Source organism: Chitinophaga terrae (ex Kim and Jung 2007), from assembly GCF_900107795.1.
GTDB lineage: Bacteria > Bacteroidota > Bacteroidia > Chitinophagales > Chitinophagaceae > Chitinophaga > Chitinophaga terrae.
Genome location: NZ_FNRL01000037.1, coordinates 22,131 through 42,571 on the forward strand (window position 1 = coordinate 22,131; position 20,441 = coordinate 42,571).

Consider the following 20,441-nt stretch of genomic DNA (forward strand, 5'->3'; position numbering starts at 1 on the left):
CACAAATTTCAAAAGTAATGAGGCTACTACCCCTGTTGCTGATCACGGCCCTGGTTTCTGTACACGCGGCTGGTATCGCCCAGTCGGTCACACTTTCAGGCAAAAACCTACCATTAAAAAAAGTCTTTTCGGAGATCGAAAAACAAACAGGTTACGTGTTATTCAGCAATAAAGAACTGCTTTCCCGCTCAACAACTGTTTCTCTTGCGGTGAAAGATCTTCCTTTGAACAAAGTACTGGACCTGATGCTAAAAAACCAGGAACTGGATTATGTGTTGCAGGGTAAAACGATCATTTTATCCGGGAAACCTCCGGTTCCTTCCGCTCCGGCCACTTCTGTACAGGCGGTCGCTACACTGATCTCAGGCCGGGTTACCGACACAGAAGGAGATGCATTGCCCGGCGTCAGCGTCCAGGTGAAAGAAACGCAGAAAGGAGTTGCTACCGCCGCCGATGGAAGCTTTTCCATCTCCGTTGCCGAAGGAAATACGCTTCGCTTCTCTTTCATTGGTTATACGCCACGCGAAATAACCGTGACCGCCGATATGCTGAAAGAAGGAAAACCTGCACTGGTCGTTAAGCTCAGCCGCGCTTCCACTAAACTCGACGAGATAGCAGTTACGGTTAGTACCGGTTACCAGACCATCTCCCGCGAACGGATGACGGGATCTTATTCTACCCTGCAAACAAAACGGCTGGAAGGCAAACTGCAACCTAACCTGCTGTCGATGCTGGAAGGACAGGCCTCCGGCGTAGCCATCACCAAAGAAGGGAAGGTGGAAGTGCGTGGTAGATCTACTTTCCTGGCCAATGGAGAACCGCTGGTGGTTATAGACGGTTTTCCCGCGCCGGGCGGACTGGAAACAGTGAATATCGATAACGTGGAATCTATCACGGTGTTAAAGGATGCTGTAGCTGCTTCTATTTACGGCGCCCGTTCTTCCAATGGCGTCATCGTTATCACAACCAAAACGCCTAAGATCGGGAAGCTGCAGATAGGTTATAAAGGCAGCACAGGCATGACCCTGCGCCCGGACCTCTCTTATCTTAATAAAACCAGCGCGGCAGATTATGTGGATGCGGAAGTGGCCTATTACAACAGCGATGTGGCCAACATAACCTGGGACTATGAAGGAATTGCAACCTACGGTCGCGTAACCCAGTTATTGGTAATGAAAGACCAGGGCCTGCTTACTGAAGAAGAAGTCAATGCAGAACTTGCGCTGTTAAGAAAGAACAATACCATGGATCAATTGGAACGGAATTTATTCAGGAAGAGTTTAACTCAACAACACAACCTCTCCATTTCCGCCAGCACGGATAAATTCTCTACCAATTCTGCCATTCGCTACATCGCCAACCAGGGCAACATGAAAGGCAACAGCAACGACCGGCTGATCATTGATCTGAAGAACGACTGGAAACCGGTGAAAAGGGTGTCCGTTAAAATGTTCACCAATATCAATTTCACCAACAGCAAAACGCCGATCGACGCGGCAGACATGCTGGATTTCACCAACTGGAAGATCATGAAGCCCTACTATAACGTCGTTGACCCTTCCGGCAACCCGCTGAATGTACCGGCTGTAAGGCCCGACCTGGTCGAGCGTTATGCCGCTTATGGCGGCCTGAAATCGATGGACTATAACCCGCTGAACGACCTGACCATGGCCACTACCAGGAACCAGGCTTTCCTGGCAAGACTGGGAGGCAGCCTGTCTGTGGAGCTCCTGGATGGCTTAAGCGCCGAAGTAGGAGGCTCCTGGACAAGGGGCAGCGGTATGACCCGCAGCCTGCGCGATGCCAATTCCTTCTTCGTAAGATCGCTGTATAATGCCGCATCTTCTATATCCACTCCCGGCAAACATTATCTGCCCGAAGGCGCGATATTGAACGAAACCCGCAGCCAGAGCGAAGCTTATACGCTCAGAGCCCAGGTTAATTACGCGAAAAATTTCAACAATGTTCATCGTCTTTCTGTTATCGCCGGCAGCGAGGTAAATAAAGACCTGATAGACAACAATACTGCCCCGGCCAGGGTAGGGTACAACGACCAGGCAGGAACATTTGCCACGTTCAATTATCTCGATTTCAACAGCTACGCCTATCAACCTGATTTCCTGTTCCCGGAGGGCATGGAAACGGTTAGCATCGGGTCTTATTCGCTGCGCGACAACAGGTTTTTCTCTCTCTACTCCAACGGTTCTTATGAATATAACAACCGTTTCATCCTGAGCGCCAGTGCGCGTATCGACCAGGGTAACCTGTTTGGCACCAATCCAAAGTACAGGTACAAACCCAACTGGTCGGTAGGCGGAACTTACAAACTGGGACAGGAAAAATTCTTCCATGTTCCCTGGATCGATAAACTGGATATACGCGGCTCGTATGGGATCAACGGGAATATTTCCTTTACACAGGGACCTTTCCTGCTGATCGCCCCGGGCGCTTTCTCTCCTGTAACAGGGGGCATTCCATACAGCATCTCTTCGCTGCCTGATAATAACCTGCGCTGGGAGCGTACCATGATCACCAATATAGGAACGGATATACGTTTGATGGGAGGAAGGCTCAATTTGACATTGGATTACTACAATAAGCTGAGTAAAGACCTGCTGGCGCCTGACTTTATTGACCCGACTTACGGACGCTTCATGATCACCCGGAACGCAGGTACCGCCAGGAATACCGGCATAGAGCTCTCGCTGGAATCGGATGTTGTGAAAACCGGCGATTTTGGCTGGAACGTATTCTTCAATGGCAGCTATAACAAAAGCAAGGTATTACAGTTCAACTACGATTACCTGAACCCGAATTACCTCACGTTCAGCTATTCCAACACCATCCTGGGAAGCAATGCAGGCGCGGTGTTAAGGACCGGTTACCCGCTCGATGCCATCTTCAGTTACCGGTTTGCAGGACTGGATAATACCGGTACTCCTCAATATTATTCTGACGACAACAAGAAAATATACGGGAACGAACTGGCGGTGAAAGATATGGTATACTCGGGAACGGCAAGGCCTAAGTATCTTCTTAGTCTTACCAATTCCTTCACCTATAAACGCTTTGACCTGTCGTTTATGCTGATTGCCAGGCTGGGAGCGGTGTTCCGGAGAGATGCTTTTAACGGGGATAATATTGAACATAAAGAAGTGGCCCTGCGTTGGCGCAAACCCGGAGATGAAGCGCACACCGTTTATCCTAAACTCGCTGCCTTCAGTACAGATGCCTGGTATTTCCCATATACCGGGATGATGATCGAAAAACAGGATTTCATGAAGCTCCGGGATCTCACAATTTCTTATAGACCCGACAATAAACTTTGGGGCAACACAGGGCTCAGCAATGCAAGGATCTATTTGCAGGGCCGCAATCTCTGGACCTTAACAGCCAATAAGGTGGGGATAGATCCTGAAGCCATTGAACAGGGTTTGAATATGAGCGTCAGGAGAACGCTGCCCCTGATGCCTGAATTTTATATAGGATTTTCTGTCAACCTGTAATCTAACTATCATGACTAATCGAAAATATCTGCTATTCTTTGCCGTCATCCTGCTGATGGGCTCCTGCAAACGGTTCCTTGATGTAAAACCAAAGGGAAAGCTCATCCCTTCATCGGTAACGGACTATGATCACCTGCTGGATAATTCAGGTACAGTAGAACTGAATTTCCTGGATGGTAATAAAGGCTCCATGCTGGCGCACCTTGGCGATAATCTTGAAATGACGGAAGGCCAGGGTAAAGTAGGATACCTGCTTAGCGGGCATCCTAACCTGGAACGTTATTATGCTTATATCTTCCGCCAGCCTTATAAGAACCCGAACACCGACGATCAATTCTGGAGTTCAGGCTCACAGGGCATTTATCCCCAGATCTCGTACTTCAATAATGTAATTGAAGGGATTAGGAGTATTGACCAGAAAACGCCGGAAGAGGCAACCATAGGCAGGATTTCGGTTGCGCAGGCGCTGGTAGCCCGGGCCTGGTGCTACTTTAACGCAAGTATGATCTATGGACCGGTCTATAAACCCGGGGGAGACAATTCTGCCAAAACCATCCCTTACCTGGTGGATGTTGATGTCAACAAGCCTATTCCAAATTTATCCACCACAGAAGAAGTGGCTGCCCGTGTGCTTCATGAACTGCACGAGGCATTGCCCGACCTGCCCGTGAGATCCAGCTGGCCTTCCCGCGCCAACAAGGCTACAGGACATGCTATGCTGGCTTATTACCATCTTTTTACCCGGCAATTCGATAGCGTGGCCTATTACGCCAACCGGGCCTGGACCGCTGCCGGCAACCCGGAAGCGGTGTTGTACGATTACAACAAATTCAAACTGGCCGATCCATCCCGGCCGCTTACTTCACTGTTGGTTAGCCAGCAGGATGCTTTCACCAATGCGGTAAACAGCAGGGAAATATTGTTCTACAGGGCAACGGAAAGAGATGCCGGCATGGGCGCTTCGCTTTCCTATCCGTCGGCTGAACTGATAGCGTTGCATGACCAGGCAAGGGATCTGAGGTTCAGTTTTTTCTATCTCAATTCTGCCGGCTACAAAACAACCATGGGAGGCGGGTACGACGATGGAATGCGTATCAGCAATTACCGTTTCCGTAAAATGAAATTGACCGATGGTTTTTCCTGGCCGGAAATACTGCTCATGCGCGCCGAGGGATATGCCAGGACAAACAGGCTGGATCTGGCGATTGCCGATCTCAATACCCTTCGCCAGTACAGGTTTAAAACCGGCACTCCCCCGCTTACCGCGGGTACACAGGATGAAGTGATCCGGTTAGTGCTGGAAGAAAGAAGGCGTGAACTGCCGATCGGCGGGTTCAAAAGATTCCTGGACCTGAAGCGCTTCACCCTCGATAAAGGCAAGCCCTGGTCTAAATCCCGGATCACGCATACCATTGCCGGGCAAACATATTCAGGGACAGTTGACTCGAAAGACTTTATTGTTCCGATCAGCAACGTTGTGCTGAGGTTTAATCCCAACTGGGGTATCCCGCTGGAAACCCGTCCTTATTAACCGTTTTAATTGAAGAATATGCGAAAATTATTTTCTGTTTTAATAATGATTGGATGTACTGTTGGCGCAGTGGCCCAGTCGAAGGTCGTTATCCGTGGCACTGTGAAAGGCGACCTGAAAGGATATAAGAAAGTCTATATATTCCGGGATGATATAGAACAGGATTCTGTCGAGATACAGGATGGCCGTTTCACTATCAGCATTCCCTGGGCTAAAGATACTGTCCCTTGTCTTTACTCTGAGTACGATACTAAAATGAGGCAGGGCCCCCCGGCTTTTCCTATAGTTGTTGACGGCCCCGGTGTTGTGTATCTCGATGTGGACGATGTAACCAAAGGTTTCCGGGCCGGCCGGATCCGTGGAAGCAAATCGGCTGCCGCTTTCCAGGCATTTGAAGAGGAACGGGAGAAGATGAGGAACGAGATAAGAGCGGAGATGAATGAACGGTTTAAGAACAAGTCAAAGAATGATTCGGCTTATAACAAAGCGCATCTGAACCTGGTGCAGCAGCGGCTCATTCCATATATCTGCAATTTTGTTGAGGCGAATGCCGGTTCTTATATAGGAGCGTTTATACTTGGCCGTTACCAGGCTATTTTGCCGCAGGAGGAGCTGGAAAGGCTTTACAATAAACTGGGAGCCCGCCAGAAGGGTTCCGGCCCCGGGATCCAGGTAGCAGAGCGGCTGACGGGGTTCAAACGTGCAGTAACAGGTTTCCAGGTAGTGGATTTTACATTGAACTCGCCGGACGAACAACCTGTTACCTTCAGCAGTCTTCGAGGTAAGTATGTGTTGATCGATTTCTGGTCGAGCTGGTGCGGGCCTTGTAAAGCTTCCTTTCCACACATGAAAGAGCTGTATCAAAAATACCGGGGCGAAAAATTCGAGATCCTCGGCATTTCTATCGACCAGGATAAGACAGCCTGGTTGAATGAATTAAAAAAGCAGCAGTTGCCCTGGCCGCAGGTACTTGATACAAAGAATATTTCTGTCAACAGTTTTGCCGTAACGGCTGTTCCTACGGCTTACCTAATCAGTCCTGATGGAAAAATAATAATGAAGCAGGTAGGGTTTGGAGAAGAAGGGGATGGAGAAATAGAGAAAAAGCTGAAAGAGCTGTTCGATTAACAGGAGAAGAATGTCATATAGAAATTAAAGCCGCCCGGATCTTGCGATTTAAGCGGCTTTAATTTCTATATAAAATGATGACTGGTTATTGAATTTAGTTTTTCCTTGCCCAGTTGCTTCCGCCATTGACAGCAGCTACAAAATAATATTCCTCGTTTGTATCAAATAAACGCTTGTGTTCATCCAGCGTCAGCGGGTTGCCTTCGCCTAACCAACCGGTTAATGTATAAAGTTTCAGACCGCAGTTATGGAGCAATTCGTACACCATCTCGGGCGTGGTGCCGTAAAATTCGGCAGCGCCCAGGCCATGTTCAAAAACGATGACTGGTTTGTATTTCCTGATGGTTTCCACCGCTCCTTTTAATACGCCCATTTCTCCTCCTTCCACATCAATCTTTATCAGGTCTACTTTATAGTCGGCAGGCAGAACATTGTCCAGCAGTTCTGTTTTTACTTCAATGAGGCTGATGTTTTCGTTCTCGTTAGGATATGATCTCTTGTTGATGCCGCTGTAGGCGGGATGGGTTACAACATAATTGAATGTTGTAGTGCCTTTCTGATCACTCAATGCCAGGTCAAAGAACTGCCAGTTTTTATTTTTTTTGTATTTGGCGACGAGGTTGTTGTACATCGTAGGGATTGGCTCAAACCCGTAATGGATGCCTTTAGGAGCGTATTCGGATATAATATCTACAATTTCACCACTATGTGCCCCGATATCGATGCAATTGCTGCGGGAGTTGCATACTTTTTTGATGATCTGTTCGGTGTATACATCGTACATTTCGCCTTTCGACAAGACTCTGTCCTGGTCTTTCTTCTTTTTTCCCTTAAAAAGCTTTTTGAAAAAATTTGACATTAACTACAGTTTTTTAGATAGATAGCATTTTCGATCACTCTTCGATACCAGGTAATAGGCGGAAGGTAATTCTCACTATAACGTATTGGGTTCGCCCAAAGTTACATAAATAGATTAACTGGCAACATATTTAAGAAAAAGCGTGGTAAGAGAGAAACATGTACTGGGGCTTGCAAACGGTCTGGGAATTGTTGTTTTAGAGAAAATTAAGCCGCGGGATTTTTGTAAATTACTGGAATCTCGATTCTTTTCTTGGCGCAGCTTGTCGTTAATACGTTTTATGAAAACAAGATTAATTTCTTTTTTGGCATTTGCCGCTTTGGCTTGCTGCGCTGCATTTTGCGGCCAGGTGAATAAAAGCAATATGGTAATACTGGAAGGGAAAGTCAGCGGTTTGCCGGATGGTATTTTATACCTGGGCGACATTTACCGCCCGGCTGTTGTGATGGATTCTGCTGTTGTAAAGAACGGAGAGTTTTCATTTCACCTGGCAGTGAATGATGATTTTGAACCGTTGTTCGTCCAATTGTATTTCAACCGGCAAGGTAATTTGGAACCGCTGATATTTGATTCGGATGATGTATTGGCTGCTAACGGGAAGGCCTTTTACACCAATGGTTTTATGCTGGAACGAGGCGCTACTGCTATTACAGGGGTTTATAAGGGATTCTCTCCATGTTGTTGAACTGATTAAATCTAAACTTGCAGAATAGGAGACAGGTTATTTGTTTTACGCTTATCGCAATATTTCAGCCTGGTTATCTGAAGGCACGGTGATCTCTTTGCCGCCGGCATATAGTTTTCCCCAATTGCATAAGCTGTCTAAGATGGGCACAAGATCCAATCCTTTGTTGGTTAAAATATATCTTTTGCCAACAGGTACGGTATCCGGGATATCTCTTTTTACCAGGATGGCATGGCTTTCCAATTCTTTCAGTTGCCGGGCCAACACCATTTCTGAGATCCCTGGCAAATTTTGCTGCAACAGGTGAAAACGGTCGTTACCCATGTATATGTTAAAAACGATCTGTGATTTCCAACGGCCGCTTACGATGCTGATCGCGGAATTGCGTTCGCATACCTGTGCGAGGAGTTGTTCATTCAGGTAGTTGGAGGATTGTTTTTTTCTCATGATCATTGAATAAAAGACTAACAATTTTGTTAGCTATTGGCCGCGAGCACCCCAATCAGCATATTTGTAAAAATACGAAAATATGAAGATCAGTATCTATATCGCCACATCCGCAAATGGTTTTATTTCAAATAGCAGGAATGTTCCTGATTGGCTGTCGCCCGAGTACGGTAACGGTTTTTATGCCATCTGCCAAAGAACGAAAGCGGTGATCATGGGCCGAACCAGTTATGATATACTGGCGCCGGATTACCTGCCGCTTACAACAGAAGGGAAAACCATTGTCCTGACAACGAACAAAACATTAAAACCCGCCAATCCTACCGTGGAGTTCACTGCCGAAGAACCGGCGGCAATAGTGGATAAACTGCAAAGCGAAGGATACGAAGAGGCTGTTATCATCGGCGGAGCAATGACCATGAGCGCTTTTCTGAATGCAGGACTGGTCAACGACCTTTATTTTGTTGTAGAACCGGTGCTGTTTGGGTCCGGATTGCCATTATTGAAAAACGTGGAAACCGACAGCAAACTGGAGCTGGCAGAGGTAACTAAACTTAATGACAACACTGTTCAGTTACACTATTTAATTAAGTAGAATCCTGCACCTGGTTTGTGATTTTTCAAAGCCCCACAATTAAGCGGGGCTTATTTTTTTGCCGCCCGCCTAACCAACCAACCGCTTCCTGGCCGCCAATGCGGTTTACTATCTACCGCCTCTGCCAAGGGCTACAGTCCTGCAAATGCCAATACGCAGGCATGGAAAATAATATTTTTATGCAAACGATTGCAATTTTTCAGGCTTTTTACTATTTTCGTTTCGAAGAACTTGATAACGAACTGTAACGAATCACTTGTAAATCTTAATTAATTACCAAAATCTGACTTAAACACAGCCCTTTAATCAATAATTCCAAATGTTATGAAAAAAATCTTTCCGTATCTGCTATGTATAATAGCGTGTCTGCTGTTATACCAATTTTCTTGGAGTCAACAAAAGCCTGTTACCGTCGAAGGTAATATACTGGATGCCCAGAAAACGCCGCTGATAGGGGTTACTATTGCCATTAAAGGCAAAAACACCGGTACCCAGTCAGACCTGAAAGGACATTACAGGCTGCAGGTTGCCGACCCGGCCAATGCTGTACTGGTATTCACTTTTATTGGCTATGAAACACACGAGGAGGCGGTTGCCGGTCGTACCGCCATTTCGATAATAATGAAAGAGGACCGGAAAAAACTGGAAGAAGTAGTAGTGGTCGGATATGGCCAGCAAAGAAAGCAGGACGTTACCGGCGCTATTTCTTCTGTCAGCTCAAAAGCTATACAGGATGTGCCTGTAACTAACCCGCAGCAGGCCCTGCAAGGCCGGGCGCCGGGAGTGGAAGTCATCAACAACAGCTCCAAACCCGGAGATGAGCCACAGGTGCGTATCCGCGGTACCCGCTCTTTGAACGCCGGCAACGATCCGTTGTATGTAGTGGACGGAATTCCGTATTCTGGTAGCCTCAATGACATCGGCACGGGTGTAATACAATCGATGGAAATTTTGAAAGACGCTTCCGCTACCGCCATCTACGGCTCCAGGGGCGCAAACGGCGTCATCCTGGTCACTACCCAGCGTGGCAAAGAAGGCAAACCCGTAGTATCCTACAGCGGCTCTTACGGCATCGTTAAACAGCTGGGAGAAACAGACATGATGAATGCGGCCCGCTTTATTGAAATGCGCAGAGACGCCAACCGCACCATCGGGAAATACGACGATAACAATCCTGACGCTTCCGACCAGAAGATCTTTAACGCAACAGAATACGCCAATATTAAGAAAGGCGTGGATGTTGACTGGCAGAAACTGATGATCTCCCGTGGCTACCAGACCAATCACGGCGTCAACGTTTCTGGCGGTTCTGCCAACACCAGGTATAATATCGGTTTAGGGTATTTTAAAGACCAGGGCGTACTGAAACTGCAAAACTATGAACGTTATAATTTCAACATCGCCATCGATCAGCGGATCGGCGACCGGGTGAAAGTAGGAGCCAGCTTATTAGGCGCCTACAGTCTCCGCAACGGGGAAACCTATAACGGCATCGATAACGCCCTGAAAATGCTGCCTATTGCAGCGCCGTACGATGAAAACGGAAAGCTGATCATATACCCTACAGGCGATAGTCAGCAGCCCAACCCATTGCTCGATTATGTAGACGGCAACCGCGTGGAACTCATGAAACGGTTGCGCGTATTCACCAGCCTCTATGGCGAAGTGGAAATTATAAACGGGTTGAAGTATCGGCTCAATGTGGGACCCGACATTCAATCCTACAACTATGGCCTGTTCCAGGGAAAAAATAACACCAATCTCCTGATCGGCGGCGGCGATGCTACCGCTACCAAGAACAACGCTTCTGTTGTAGCTTATACCATCGAAAACCTCCTTACTTACAACAAACTGGTGAAGAAACACAGCATCGGCGTAACCGGTCTGTATAGCGTTCAACGCCAGACAACCGATATTTCCGGTACCAACGTAAGAGGCATCCCCGTTGAATCGCAGCAGTACTATAACCTGGGCCAGGCGCTCAACGTTACGGGGTTAAACAGCAGCCTTAGTACCTGGACCATCCTCTCTTACATGGGCCGCGTAAACTATGGCTTCGACGATCGTTACCTCCTGACGCTGACCTTGCGCGCTGATGGTTCCTCCCGTTTTGCACCGGGTAAGAAATGGGGCTATTTCCCCTCTGTAGCAGTAGGCTGGAATATCATGAATGAAGCGCCGCTCAAAGGACAACGAACTATAGACAACCTGAAACTGCGCGCCAGCTACGGCCGTATAGGCAACACCGGTATCAATCCATATGCAACGCAAGGCGCCCTGCAAAGAATACCTTATTCATTCGGCAACAAAGGCGTGCTGGGTTATGTACCTTCCGAACTCCGCAATCCTTCGCTTACCTGGGAAACCACCACGTCTGCAGATATCGGGCTCGATTTCGGCTTTTTCAACGGCCGTATCAGCGGTGTGATCGAATGGTACAATCAGCGGACCACCGACCTGCTGATGCCGCAAACCTTGCCTTACAGTAATGGTTTCAACCAGGTACTCATGAACCTGGGAACAAGCCGCAACCGGGGGCTGGAAATAGGTATATCCGCTACCGTGATCGACAATCCTAAAGGCTTCTCCTGGAAGATGGATGTCAACTATTCACGTAACCGCTCAAGGATCCTGTCATTGGGTGATGGCCGGACTGCCGATATCGGCAATGCCTGGTTCGTAGGCCAGCCTACCTACGTATACTACGACTTTAAAAAGATAGGCATCTGGCAGGACAAAGATGCTGCCCTGGCTACCAGGTATGGCGTGAAACCCGGAGAAATAAGGCTGGAAGATGTAAATAAGGATACGTTGATCGATGCGAAGAACGACCGCCAGATACTCGGCTCTCCTGAAGCCAAATGGCAGGCCGGTACCACGCAGCGCTTTTCTTATAAAGGCTTCGAATTATCAGTAGTTGCGTTTGCCCGTTGGGGTAGTATGATCAGGAGCGATTTCTATTCTAACTACAACACCTTGTTTGGCCGTTACAATAACCTGGATGTTGTTTATAATACGCCGGCCACGCCCTCCAACGATTTCCCGCGGCCTAACGCCAACCAGGAAAGACCCAGCAATTACCAGTCGCTCAGCTATTTTGACGGCTCATTCTTCAAGATACGGAACATCACCCTTGCTTATTCCATGCCGGATAAAGTGGTCCGTAACTGGGGGATGCAGGACCTCCGCTTTACCGTTGGCGTGAAGCAGCCGCTGATCATCGCTCCTTACCGTCAAACCTGGAAAGGTATTGACCCTGAAGATGTGAACGTGATAGGTATCGATGCTCCTGCAACCTGGATGCTGCAATTTGGTGTAAACGCGAAGTTTTAATCCTTTAAATGAAAGATCTCATGAAATATATAATTCCTGTTATGTTGCTGCTGTTGCTGGCTACAGTATCCTGTAATAAAATGCTGGATGAAAAAGTAGTTACCAATGCAACAGATGATTTCTATAATACAAAGGCAGGTTTCCTGACCGCGGTAAACGGTTCGTATGTATCTATGCGTAACTTCTATAGTTCCGAAAGGGGAATGACGCTGACAGAAACCGGTACAGATATTATTACCAACGGCTCGGATGGCAACTATAAATTTACCAGCCAGTATACTTCGCAGCTTGATTCCCGCTACGACCACGTAAGAGAGGTCTGGAATAGCTTTTACCAGACCCTTAATACCTGCAACGTAGTGATCAGCCGTGCAGATAAGATCACAGACCTCGACGACGCTTCTAAAAAGAAAGGTATAGCAGAGGCTAAATTCTGCCGCGCGCATTATCATTTTATTTTGATGGAAATGTTTGGCGCAATTCCATTGAGTTTGAAAGAGAATACAGAGATCAACCGGGAAGCGCACCGCGATACGGTATCGGCTGTTTATGATGCAGTGATCAAAGACCTGCTGGATGCAGAGCAGGATCTACCGGCTACGCAATCAGAATGGGGTAGGGCAACCAAACCGGCAGCGGAGCATTTGCTGGCAAGAGTATATCTCACCAGGGCTTCTTCTCCGCAGGCGCAGCCAACAGACTATGCCAATGCCGCCAGGTATGCCGACATGGTGATCAAAAACTACGGGTTCAAACTGCTGGATGACCCCGGCCAGGTGTGGGCGCAGGGTAAGGAAAACAACAGCGAAACCATTTGGGCTGCACAGTTCACAACTGACCCGCTCTACAACTACGCTGATAACAATGCCTGTCGCTTTTTCCTGATGCAATACGATGTACTGCCGGGCATGAAGCGCGATTTACCTAATGGTACGCCATGGAAGCGTTTCAGGCCAACAAAGTTCCTGTTAGACACCCTGTATAAAGATCGGGTACACGATACCCGTTACGAGAAATTTTTCACTACCGTATGGTTCACCAATGCGCCAACAGCTACGCTGAAACTGGGCGATACGGCAGTATACCTGCCAGGCTACGATGTTTCCGCTGCGGAAATTGCCAGCAAAAAATACATGCTGGTCCCTCCAAGGTTGTATACTGAAAAGTTGTATCCATCACTGAACAAATTTGCTGATGCCCTGCGTCCCGATAACCAGGCTTCAGGCGTACGGCCCTTTATCTCGTTCCGGCTGGCGGAAACTTACCTCATACAGGCGGAAGCTATGCTGATGCAGGGCAACGCCCAGGCGGCTGCCGACCTGGTGAATGTAGTGCGTTTAAGAGCTGCTCGTATAGGCGCTACCGATGCCGAAACACAGGCAAACCGCGAGGCGATGAAAGTCAAAGCCGCAGATATCTCTATCGATTTCCTCCTGGATGAAAGAGGAAGGGAACTGGTAGGAGAGCAGCTGCGCTGGTTTGACCTGGTAAGAACAAAAAAACTCCTGGAACGGGTACGGTTGCACAACGAAGAGGCGCGTGCCAATATCAGGCCTACTCATGTGCTGCGTCCAATTCCGCAAGACCAGATCGATAGAACAGTGAATGAATTCCCGCAAAACCCTGGGTATTGATTTAACCTTGTGGACTATTAGGCAAGCCGCTTAGATCTCAGGATCAGGGCGGCTTCGCTTTTTAAACGTTCGTTGATTGATCAGGAGGGGCAGATCTCCCCCATAATATTATCATCTACGGCCGCGATGAGATGGCAATAGCGTTTCACGGAAAAGGCAGATCTCCCATAACATTATCATCCACTCTTTTGCTTTCTTAAAATCCGCTTCGGTCAAAACTTCTTATGCTTCTTTGCTCCTTAGCCTCTTTGCGTGAAACTAAATATAACAGAGAGTTAATCCAACATCTCAGAAATGCAGGCTTATTTTGTGCTTCAAGTCTTCACATACTTTCTTTAAAGGGGATGTTAAATGGAAAAGAATTTGATCGAGGAAATTCAGGGAAATAGCGAAGTGGCGTTTACTACCGTTTACAACCAATATCACGCTAAATTATACTATTATTTTTTTGGTAAAACGCGGTCAGAGACTATCAGCGCCGACCTGGTTCAGTCTACGTTCCTCAAATTCTGGAATTACCGCGACCATCTGAACCCTGAAATCCCTTTGTCGTACCAGGTTTTCCGCATCGCTAAAACCACGCTGATCGATCTTCTCCGGCAAAAAGCAAAAGCCAGGCTGGTAAGCCTTGAAGACTATGCGGCAGCAGAAAATATCCCGGAAATACCTGTTGTATCCCCGTCTTTTGCGGAAGAAATAAAAGTTACCCTGAATAAGATCCCCCCGCAACGCAGCAAGATCATGAAGTTACGCCTGAATGGATGGACCAACCAGGAAATTGCAGACCAGATGGGCATCTCCAAAAGAACAGTAGAAAGCCAGCTCAATAAGGCGATTAAAGAGATCCGCACCCTTATTTCCGGAGATATTATGCTTTGGACATTGCTATGCGTTTATTCTGTCAGCTAACCCCACTTCTTTCTCAATATTAACAAATTGTTACCGGTAAGTACAGCGCCGGAGTTCAACGTATTCAATTTACAACAACCACTGATGAACCAGAAGAAACAGTCATTGCACGAGCAGATTTTGAAGTTGCTGGAAGGCAGGAGTACTTCACGGGAAGCAGAAGAATTTCTTCAACTGCCTCCCGAAATATTAGATGCTTTCCTGGACGAACAGGAATGGAATGAACTGTCGCCCGGCGCATTGCCTGAAGAATGGTCTGCCTCCTGGCTGGAAAATATTAACAGGAGAAAAGCGGTCCGCGTACGCAGGATGTCCCGGATCTACTGGAGCAGCGCGGCTGCTGTTCTTCTCCTGGGAGTCGCCACCTTTATGTACCTGTTGAAAGAACAGGTTCCGGGGCAAAAGCTCAGTGCTTCGAACGCAACGTATGCCGGGAGTAAACCGAAGCGGGATACAGTGATACAAAACCTTGGAAATAAAAAACAGAGATACAGCTTGCCCGACAGATCGGTTGTAGAACTTTCGCCAGGCAGCACGCTGCGTTACGACGCAACCATGCAGGAAAGCCGGACGCTCTGGCTGGAAGGGGAAGGAGTGTTCGACGTGGTGCACGACAGCAATCGCCCTTTTACCGTTTATACCCGGGACCTGATCACTACCGATCTGGGAACGGTTTTCAGGATAACAGCCTATAAGAATAAAAGAACTGCACAGGTTCAACTGATAAGCGGAGAAGTAATGGTGCAAAGCCTACGCGATACCTCCAGGGCTGTTTACCTGACAGCAGGCCAGAGTTGCCGCTTTGAACTGAGCGACCTTTCGCTGCAACTGGTACCGCAGGTAAAAGACCGCTTGTTGCCAAAGGCAGAAAAGAAAGAAGATAAAACGTTGTCAGAAGAGTCCCTGGACTTCCATAATACGCCATTGCCTGACGTATTGCAGCGTATTGGCAGCACCTATCATGCACATTTCGAGTTTTCGAAAGATTCATTAATGAGCCGGAAATTTACAGGTAGTTTTAATAAGAATGCAAAACTGGATGATATCATCCGATCATTGTTGCTGGTGAATGAATTGACGAGCAACAAAGTTGGAGATACCATCTATATAAGTACGAAGTAATCCCCCAGTTTTTTATAAGAAAGAAAAATTCCTCCTGACAGGGGAACAGGTATTGTATTGTCTAAAATCAAAGATACATGAAACGATGTTGTTTATTTGTCCTGATGCCAATGCTCTGGCTTATCCTGGCTGGTGTTCCGCTTTCGCTTGCAGCGCAGGATCTGCTCCCGGCGGTAAAGGGACTGGTGAAGAGCAAGGCCGATGTGGCGCTCTCTCATGTTACCGTAGAGGTACGCAATAAGAAAGGAGATTTCTATGCCCATACGTTTACCGATGATGAAGGCGTATTTACTTTTAGCAACCTGAAACCGGGAGATGCCTACTCATTCACGTTCACCCATTTGGGATATAGTAAAAAGGTATTGGAGGGATATTCTTACAAACCAGGCGAGATGATCACGCTTTCAGTTCAACTCACGGAAACGGTAAAAGACATGAACCCGGTTGTTGTGACGGCGCTGGGCGTTAAGAGAGAAGCTAAAGCGCTTAGCTATAGCCAGCAAAGCGTAGATGTCAATTCGCTGAACGAAACAAAGGACCCCAACTTCATCAATTCACTTAGCCTTTCTTACAGGTGCAAATATGGCGGGGAAATCCACTTTTATGAAGTCATTCGGTATTGCCGTTTATTTTTCACATATGGGCTTCCCCGTTGCGGCGGCGAAAATGGAATTCTCCGTGAAAGACGGTCTCTTTTCTACCATCAACGTACCCGATAGCCTGGAACATGGCTATAGCCATTTTTATGCGGAAGTATTGCGGGTTAAAAGAGTGGCGGAGGAGTTAGGAGCATCGAAAGACCTGGTTGTAATATTTGATGAACTATTCAAAGGAACCAATGTGAAAGACGCATTTGACGCTACTTTGGCTATTACGTCCGCTTTCTCTGCTCATACCAACTCTTTCTTTATAATTTCTTCCCATATCATTGAAGTGGGAGAGGCCCTCCGGGAACGGGGCGGCAGCTACCAGTTCTTATACCTGCCAACAATCATGGAAGGCAATGTTCCCCGGTATACCTACCGGTTAACAACAGGCATTACCGGCGATCGCCATGGCATGATCATTATTGAGAACGAAGGGTTGATAGAGTTGATCCGGAAGAGAGAATAGATTGTGCCCGAAACACCTATTTTTTCATAAACAGTTTCTGCATCAGCCCGGGCCCTTTTATCCTCGTGTTCTGGAATGAAGCCAGTTTCCATTCATTGTTTGTTTTGACGAATACATTTGTATTGATAGATAACCTGTCTTTTTTCACTGTCTTTTGCCACCTGAACTTTATGGCGCCTTCGGCTATCACCACGGCCACATCGGGGCTTAGGAATTTAACCTGTTTTACCTCTGAAACCAGTTCTGCTCCCCTGAAAAACCAACTGTCGGCTAATTGCTGGTGTACCTTCAAATTTTCGTCTATTCCTTTCAGATGCTGTCCCATGAACGTAACATAGTCGCAATCGTTAGTGAAAATGCTTTCAAAGAGTTCACGGGTGGGTTGTTGGAACATGAGTTTCATAGAATCGGTTTTCTGAAGTATCATTTGTGTATCAGTCATGGTCTTTTTTTTCGTAAAACTAAGCAGCAAGGCAGGGGAAGACAATTGCCCATAGGCAAATCCAAACCATATGGCGGTTAAACACATGAAAAGATCGGTGAAAAGGGGGAGTGAATTCAGGACGGGAAATACAGCAAAAACAGGAAGCCGTCTCATTACTGAAACGGCTTCTTTAGTATAGGATAACTGTTATATCAATAGTTCGGGTTCTGGGTGAAGATCTTCGACGCATCCATAGTCGATTGCGGGATCGGGTAGATCCTGCGGTAAGGCTGCGACTGCGGTTTGGCAGTACCTGCCGCATCGAACCTGCCAAAACGGATAGCAGCTTTTCTCCTGTACATCTCCCAATACATTTCATATCCAGTTTCGTTGTACAGCGTTTTCTCATCCAGCGAAGTGATAGGGCGTCCGGGAGCGTTGTTATACAGCGCTTCACGGGTCCTGGTGGTACGCAGCTTGTTGATGTCGTCCAGGGCCTGGCCGATCACCACTCCTTTGACAGGCGTCTGCTGGCTGACAACCTTGTCATACTTCTGGTGATATGGTACATTACCATAGGAAAGGCCCATAGGTAAAAGCCATCCACCTGCCATTAAGAGAGTCCGAATGTTCATTGGCGAAACTTTATTATGCTTGGTTTAAAAATGAAACTGACATGAACTGCAACCAGCCGGGTAAAAATCAGACAGCGGATCTTTGGCACTTTGTAGGAAATTGCCGGTTGTTATGAATACTTATATTGCGTTGCACACTGCGACTTAACTGGAAAGAAAGGACGACGAACCTGGTTTATGGTAGTAAGTAAAATTGTGCATAGGCAACAATATTTATGAAATTGAGTGCAATGATAGATTGTATTCAGGATTTGTCTGTTAAGGCTGGGTTATGTTAATTTTAACAAAATATAATCAACCTGCCGGGAGAAAAGGGTGTAAGGGAAACTGGGGTTAACGATGTGTGGGTCTGGTGCGTTGAAAAAAAGAAGACCGGTGAAGATCTTCTTTTACAGTATGATATTATTTTTGAAATCCAATAACGGCGGTATATCTTTTTCTTCCAGCATCTCCCTTATATCTATCTCCAAACTCCTGCTCATCTGGGATAAAGGAACATCGTTGGCATTACCTTCAAAGGGATTCTCCGTACTTTCTCCCACCTGTTCAAGCGAAGTATAGACCCATGATATCAGTACGCTGAAAGGGATCACCAACCATACCATATGACCTTTAAAAATACCGGAAACCGCATCATCCAGGTTGCTGAATTCTTTAAGCATCGCAAAAGGCAACAGGATGCAGAACAGCCATACAAAGATCCGGTTAACGGTTGCATACTGCCTGGGATAGGGAAAGTTTTTAATCCTTTCACTTCTTTCCTGGTGCCCTGACAGTTCCCTGATCGATTTATGTATTTCGAAGAACCTGGGATTGTCCAGCTTCCCTTCCTGTGCCAGTTTTTTCAAAGCCATACTCTGGTTGCTTAACAGTTGTGTTGCCGGGTTGTTCATGGAAAGCACTTTTTCCAGTTCTGCTGCTGAAAGGTATTTTGATAGTTCTTCTTTAACAGGTATTTCCTTTTCGGGAATAGTGTATAGCGCAGCATATTCCTGGTTGTAAGATCTGTTGATCGCTTCCCACTCCCTTCCTTCTCTTAACTGGTAACGCAAGGCCGTTATCCAGGCCATGTGGCGGTAGATGATTTCCCGGCAACTTTCGGGATCGTCGATGAAGTCGCGGCACATGATCGTCCATGCATGGCTGGCGCTGATGATAGCGCCCCATATTTGCCGTGCTTCCCAGGTGCGATTATAGGTTTGCTGATTTTTGAAACCTACCACGAATGCGGCGGCTGTTCCAAGAAAGGCAACAATAGGCCAGGGAACCGACAGCCATTTAAGATCGAACAACTGGTAGAGGGCAGTAGGAATTATACCCAGTAACAACAGCCATAGTATATTCCGGCGGGTCCAGAAAAGAAATTCAGACAGTTTATATGATTTCCCGATGTACATTATTGATGTTTGGATGGTATAAAGAAGCCCCTGGTTTGCAGGGGCGCTTGTTTATTATTCTTCTTCGTGATCGTTAGGTTGCTGGTCAAATGGTATCTCATCTTCCATACGAATGGCGTCGTCAAGGAATTCGCCTCCCTCGCTTGTGTTAAACTCCCGTTCATGTAAAGGAACCAGCAGGTCCTTGTCTGATTGCGGTTTCGGCCCGGCAGGGTGATGAAAGAATAGTTGCATGATACTGGATTTAAAGGATGAAGAATTATATAATGATATGGCTACGCCTGTTGCAATTGTGTGCTTAACCATTTCCCGAAGCTGATAGTTCCCAGTTCGGCATGCCCGGCAGGTACCAGGGCAGTACGGGGCACTGCGCCGCCATAGTAGGCAGGTTGATCGTTAGGCACTACGGTACGCGGATCATTTATGTATTTGAGATAGCGGGTCGCCACATCATACATATCAAACCGCTCTGGTCCTGCAATTTCTACTATACCATTGGTTGGCGCAGCAAGCGCATATTTAGCCACAAATGCCGCTACATCATCGGAAGCAATAGGTTGGAATTTTACATCTGAAAGATGTACTTCATTGCCTTTGGTTGCCTGGTTGGCAATGCCTCCTATGAATTCCAGGAATTGTGTGCTGCGGATAATGGTATAAGGAACGCCGGATTGCCTGATAATATCTTCCTGGGCCATTTTAGCCCGCATATAGCCGATATTCTGCATAATGTCAACACCCACAATAGAGAGCGCTACGTGGTGCTTTACGCCGGCGCTGATCTCCGCTCCCAGCAAATTGCGGCCGGCAGTCTGGAAAAATTCCATCACGGCGTTGTCTTCAAAAGAAGGGGAGTTGGCGAGATCAATTACTACGTCTGTATCCTTTGTAGCTTCCGCCAGTCCTTCGCCTGTAATGGTATTGATGCCGGTAGATGGAGATGCGGCAATAACCTGGTGCCCTTTCTGGCGAAGTAATGCCACTACCTTTGTTCCTATAAGGCCGGAACCGCCGATAACCAAGATTTTCATAAACCTGTATTTTGTTTTGTAATTGTTTGACCAGGGAGGCCAAAACAAATACCAGCTAACGCAAGGGTCTGAAAACCAGGTAATTTTGAAAT

Annotated in this window: 18 protein-coding genes; 11 read left to right on the forward strand and 7 right to left on the reverse strand. The window is 47.1% G+C overall.

What is annotated here, in order from left to right; translation table 11 throughout:
• Positions 1-17: 17 nt before the first annotated feature.
• Genes BLV62_RS25635 through BLV62_RS25645 form a run of 3 tightly spaced genes read left to right on the forward strand, consistent with a single transcriptional unit; the run spans position 18 to position 6,165 of the window.
• A complete protein-coding gene (locus BLV62_RS25635) occupies positions 18-3,506 on the forward strand; it encodes a SusC/RagA family TonB-linked outer membrane protein (RefSeq protein WP_168928051.1) in 3,489 nt (1,162 codons plus the stop codon).
• Between the two features lie 10 nt (positions 3,507-3,516).
• Positions 3,517-5,037 carry a RagB/SusD family nutrient uptake outer membrane protein gene (locus BLV62_RS25640; RefSeq protein WP_089765600.1) on the forward strand — a complete coding sequence of 507 codons (1,521 nt, stop codon included), beginning with the start codon at positions 3,517-3,519 and terminating at the stop codon, positions 5,035-5,037.
• Between the two features lie 18 nt (positions 5,038-5,055).
• Complete coding sequence (locus BLV62_RS25645) at positions 5,056-6,165, forward strand: TlpA disulfide reductase family protein (RefSeq protein ID WP_089765602.1); 1,110 nt, start codon at positions 5,056-5,058, stop codon at positions 6,163-6,165.
• A 94-nt stretch (positions 6,166-6,259) separates the two neighbouring features.
• Here BLV62_RS25645 and BLV62_RS25650 read toward each other — a convergent pair whose 3' ends face one another.
• Positions 6,260-7,024 carry an FkbM family methyltransferase gene (locus BLV62_RS25650; protein ID WP_089765604.1) on the reverse strand — a complete coding sequence of 255 codons (765 nt, stop codon included), beginning with the start codon at positions 7,022-7,024 and terminating at the stop codon, positions 6,260-6,262.
• A gap of 280 nt (positions 7,025-7,304) precedes the next feature.
• On the opposite strand from BLV62_RS25650, the gene BLV62_RS25655 reads away from it, so the two are divergent.
• Entirely contained in the window at positions 7,305-7,709 is a 405-nt protein-coding gene (locus tag BLV62_RS25655) for a DUF4369 domain-containing protein (protein ID WP_089765606.1), read from the forward strand.
• 51 nt (positions 7,710-7,760) lie between these two features.
• On the opposite strand, the gene BLV62_RS25660 is transcribed toward BLV62_RS25655, so the two are convergent.
• The gene (locus BLV62_RS25660) at positions 7,761-8,156 is read right to left on the reverse strand and encodes a winged helix-turn-helix transcriptional regulator (RefSeq protein ID WP_089765642.1); all 396 of its coding nucleotides are present in this window, start codon (positions 8,154-8,156) and stop codon (positions 7,761-7,763) included.
• A gap of 82 nt (positions 8,157-8,238) precedes the next feature.
• On the opposite strand from BLV62_RS25660, the gene BLV62_RS25665 reads away from it, so the two are divergent.
• From BLV62_RS25665 to BLV62_RS25695, 7 genes are all read left to right on the forward strand, one after another.
• Positions 8,239-8,751 carry a dihydrofolate reductase family protein gene (locus BLV62_RS25665; RefSeq protein WP_089765608.1) on the forward strand — a complete coding sequence of 171 codons (513 nt, stop codon included), beginning with the start codon at positions 8,239-8,241 and terminating at the stop codon, positions 8,749-8,751.
• 324 nt (positions 8,752-9,075) lie between these two features.
• The gene (locus tag BLV62_RS25670) at positions 9,076-12,084 is read left to right on the forward strand and encodes a SusC/RagA family TonB-linked outer membrane protein (protein WP_089765611.1); all 3,009 of its coding nucleotides are present in this window, start codon (positions 9,076-9,078) and stop codon (positions 12,082-12,084) included.
• 20 nt (positions 12,085-12,104) lie between these two features.
• On the forward strand, positions 12,105-13,718 hold the full coding sequence (locus tag BLV62_RS25675) for a RagB/SusD family nutrient uptake outer membrane protein (protein WP_211117974.1): 1,614 nt from the start codon (positions 12,105-12,107) through the stop codon (positions 13,716-13,718).
• 351 nt (positions 13,719-14,069) lie between these two features.
• On the forward strand, positions 14,070-14,627 hold the full coding sequence (locus BLV62_RS25680) for an RNA polymerase sigma factor (RefSeq protein ID WP_089765615.1): 558 nt from the start codon (positions 14,070-14,072) through the stop codon (positions 14,625-14,627).
• Positions 14,628-14,711: 84 nt separating this feature from the next.
• On the forward strand, positions 14,712-15,749 hold the full coding sequence (locus tag BLV62_RS25685; protein ID WP_139170397.1) for a FecR family protein: 1,038 nt from the start codon (positions 14,712-14,714) through the stop codon (positions 15,747-15,749).
• Between the two features lie 77 nt (positions 15,750-15,826).
• A complete protein-coding gene (locus BLV62_RS28860) occupies positions 15,827-16,468 on the forward strand; it encodes a carboxypeptidase-like regulatory domain-containing protein (RefSeq protein WP_089765620.1) in 642 nt (213 codons plus the stop codon).
• Positions 16,353-16,862 carry a MutS-related protein gene (locus BLV62_RS25695; protein ID WP_225889714.1) on the forward strand — a complete coding sequence of 170 codons (510 nt, stop codon included), beginning with the start codon at positions 16,353-16,355 and terminating at the stop codon, positions 16,860-16,862. The genes BLV62_RS28860 and BLV62_RS25695 overlap by 116 nt, the downstream gene beginning before the upstream one ends.
• A 16-nt stretch (positions 16,863-16,878) precedes the next feature.
• Here the strand turns inward: BLV62_RS25695 and BLV62_RS25700 are convergent, their stop codons facing one another.
• From BLV62_RS25700 to BLV62_RS25720, 5 genes are all read right to left on the reverse strand, one after another.
• Positions 16,879-17,304, reverse strand: coding sequence for an SgcJ/EcaC family oxidoreductase (locus BLV62_RS25700; protein ID WP_168927999.1), 426 nt, complete (start codon positions 17,302-17,304; stop codon positions 16,879-16,881).
• Between the two features lie 194 nt (positions 17,305-17,498).
• Complete coding sequence (locus BLV62_RS25705) at positions 17,499-17,921, reverse strand: hypothetical protein (protein ID WP_225889713.1); 423 nt, start codon at positions 17,919-17,921, stop codon at positions 17,499-17,501.
• 389 nt (positions 17,922-18,310) lie between these two features.
• On the reverse strand, positions 18,311-19,318 hold the full coding sequence (locus tag BLV62_RS25710; RefSeq protein ID WP_089765627.1) for a bestrophin family protein: 1,008 nt from the start codon (positions 19,316-19,318) through the stop codon (positions 18,311-18,313).
• Positions 19,319-19,372: 54 nt separating this feature from the next.
• Positions 19,373-19,552: a hypothetical protein gene (locus BLV62_RS25715; protein ID WP_089765629.1), complete on the reverse strand. Its 180-nt coding sequence runs from the start codon at positions 19,550-19,552 to the stop codon at positions 19,373-19,375.
• Positions 19,553-19,593: 41 nt separating this feature from the next.
• On the reverse strand, positions 19,594-20,349 hold the full coding sequence (locus BLV62_RS25720; protein ID WP_089765631.1) for an SDR family oxidoreductase: 756 nt from the start codon (positions 20,347-20,349) through the stop codon (positions 19,594-19,596).
• Between the last annotated feature and the right edge of the window lie 92 nt (positions 20,350-20,441).

Bases quoted from the DNA above. Each gene is read 5' to 3' on its own strand.
- BLV62_RS25635 (WP_168928051.1), top strand. From the start codon at position 18: ATGAGGCTACTACCCCTGTTGCTGATCACGGCCCTGGTTTCTGTACAC.
- BLV62_RS25640 (WP_089765600.1), top strand. From the start codon at position 3,517: ATGACTAATCGAAAATATCTGCTATTCTTTGCCGTCATCCTGCTGATG.
- BLV62_RS25645 (WP_089765602.1), top strand. From the start codon at position 5,056: ATGCGAAAATTATTTTCTGTTTTAATAATGATTGGATGTACTGTTGGC.
- BLV62_RS25650 (WP_089765604.1), bottom strand. From the start codon at position 7,024: ATGTCAAATTTTTTCAAAAAGCTTTTTAAGGGAAAAAAGAAGAAAGAC.
- BLV62_RS25655 (WP_089765606.1), top strand. From the start codon at position 7,305: ATGAAAACAAGATTAATTTCTTTTTTGGCATTTGCCGCTTTGGCTTGC.
- BLV62_RS25660 (WP_089765642.1), bottom strand. From the start codon at position 8,156: ATGAGAAAAAAACAATCCTCCAACTACCTGAATGAACAACTCCTCGCA.
- BLV62_RS25665 (WP_089765608.1), top strand. From the start codon at position 8,239: ATGAAGATCAGTATCTATATCGCCACATCCGCAAATGGTTTTATTTCA.
- BLV62_RS25670 (WP_089765611.1), top strand. From the start codon at position 9,076: ATGAAAAAAATCTTTCCGTATCTGCTATGTATAATAGCGTGTCTGCTG.
- BLV62_RS25675 (WP_211117974.1), top strand. From the start codon at position 12,105: ATGAAATATATAATTCCTGTTATGTTGCTGCTGTTGCTGGCTACAGTA.
- BLV62_RS25680 (WP_089765615.1), top strand. From the start codon at position 14,070: ATGGAAAAGAATTTGATCGAGGAAATTCAGGGAAATAGCGAAGTGGCG.
- BLV62_RS25685 (WP_139170397.1), top strand. From the start codon at position 14,712: ATGAACCAGAAGAAACAGTCATTGCACGAGCAGATTTTGAAGTTGCTG.
- BLV62_RS28860 (WP_089765620.1), top strand. From the start codon at position 15,827: ATGAAACGATGTTGTTTATTTGTCCTGATGCCAATGCTCTGGCTTATC.
- BLV62_RS25695 (WP_225889714.1), top strand. From the start codon at position 16,353: ATGAAGTCATTCGGTATTGCCGTTTATTTTTCACATATGGGCTTCCCC.
- BLV62_RS25700 (WP_168927999.1), bottom strand. From the start codon at position 17,304: ATGACTGATACACAAATGATACTTCAGAAAACCGATTCTATGAAACTC.
- BLV62_RS25705 (WP_225889713.1), bottom strand. From the start codon at position 17,921: ATGAACATTCGGACTCTCTTAATGGCAGGTGGATGGCTTTTACCTATG.
- BLV62_RS25710 (WP_089765627.1), bottom strand. From the start codon at position 19,318: ATGTACATCGGGAAATCATATAAACTGTCTGAATTTCTTTTCTGGACC.
- BLV62_RS25715 (WP_089765629.1), bottom strand. From the start codon at position 19,552: ATGCAACTATTCTTTCATCACCCTGCCGGGCCGAAACCGCAATCAGAC.
- BLV62_RS25720 (WP_089765631.1), bottom strand. From the start codon at position 20,349: ATGAAAATCTTGGTTATCGGCGGTTCCGGCCTTATAGGAACAAAGGTA.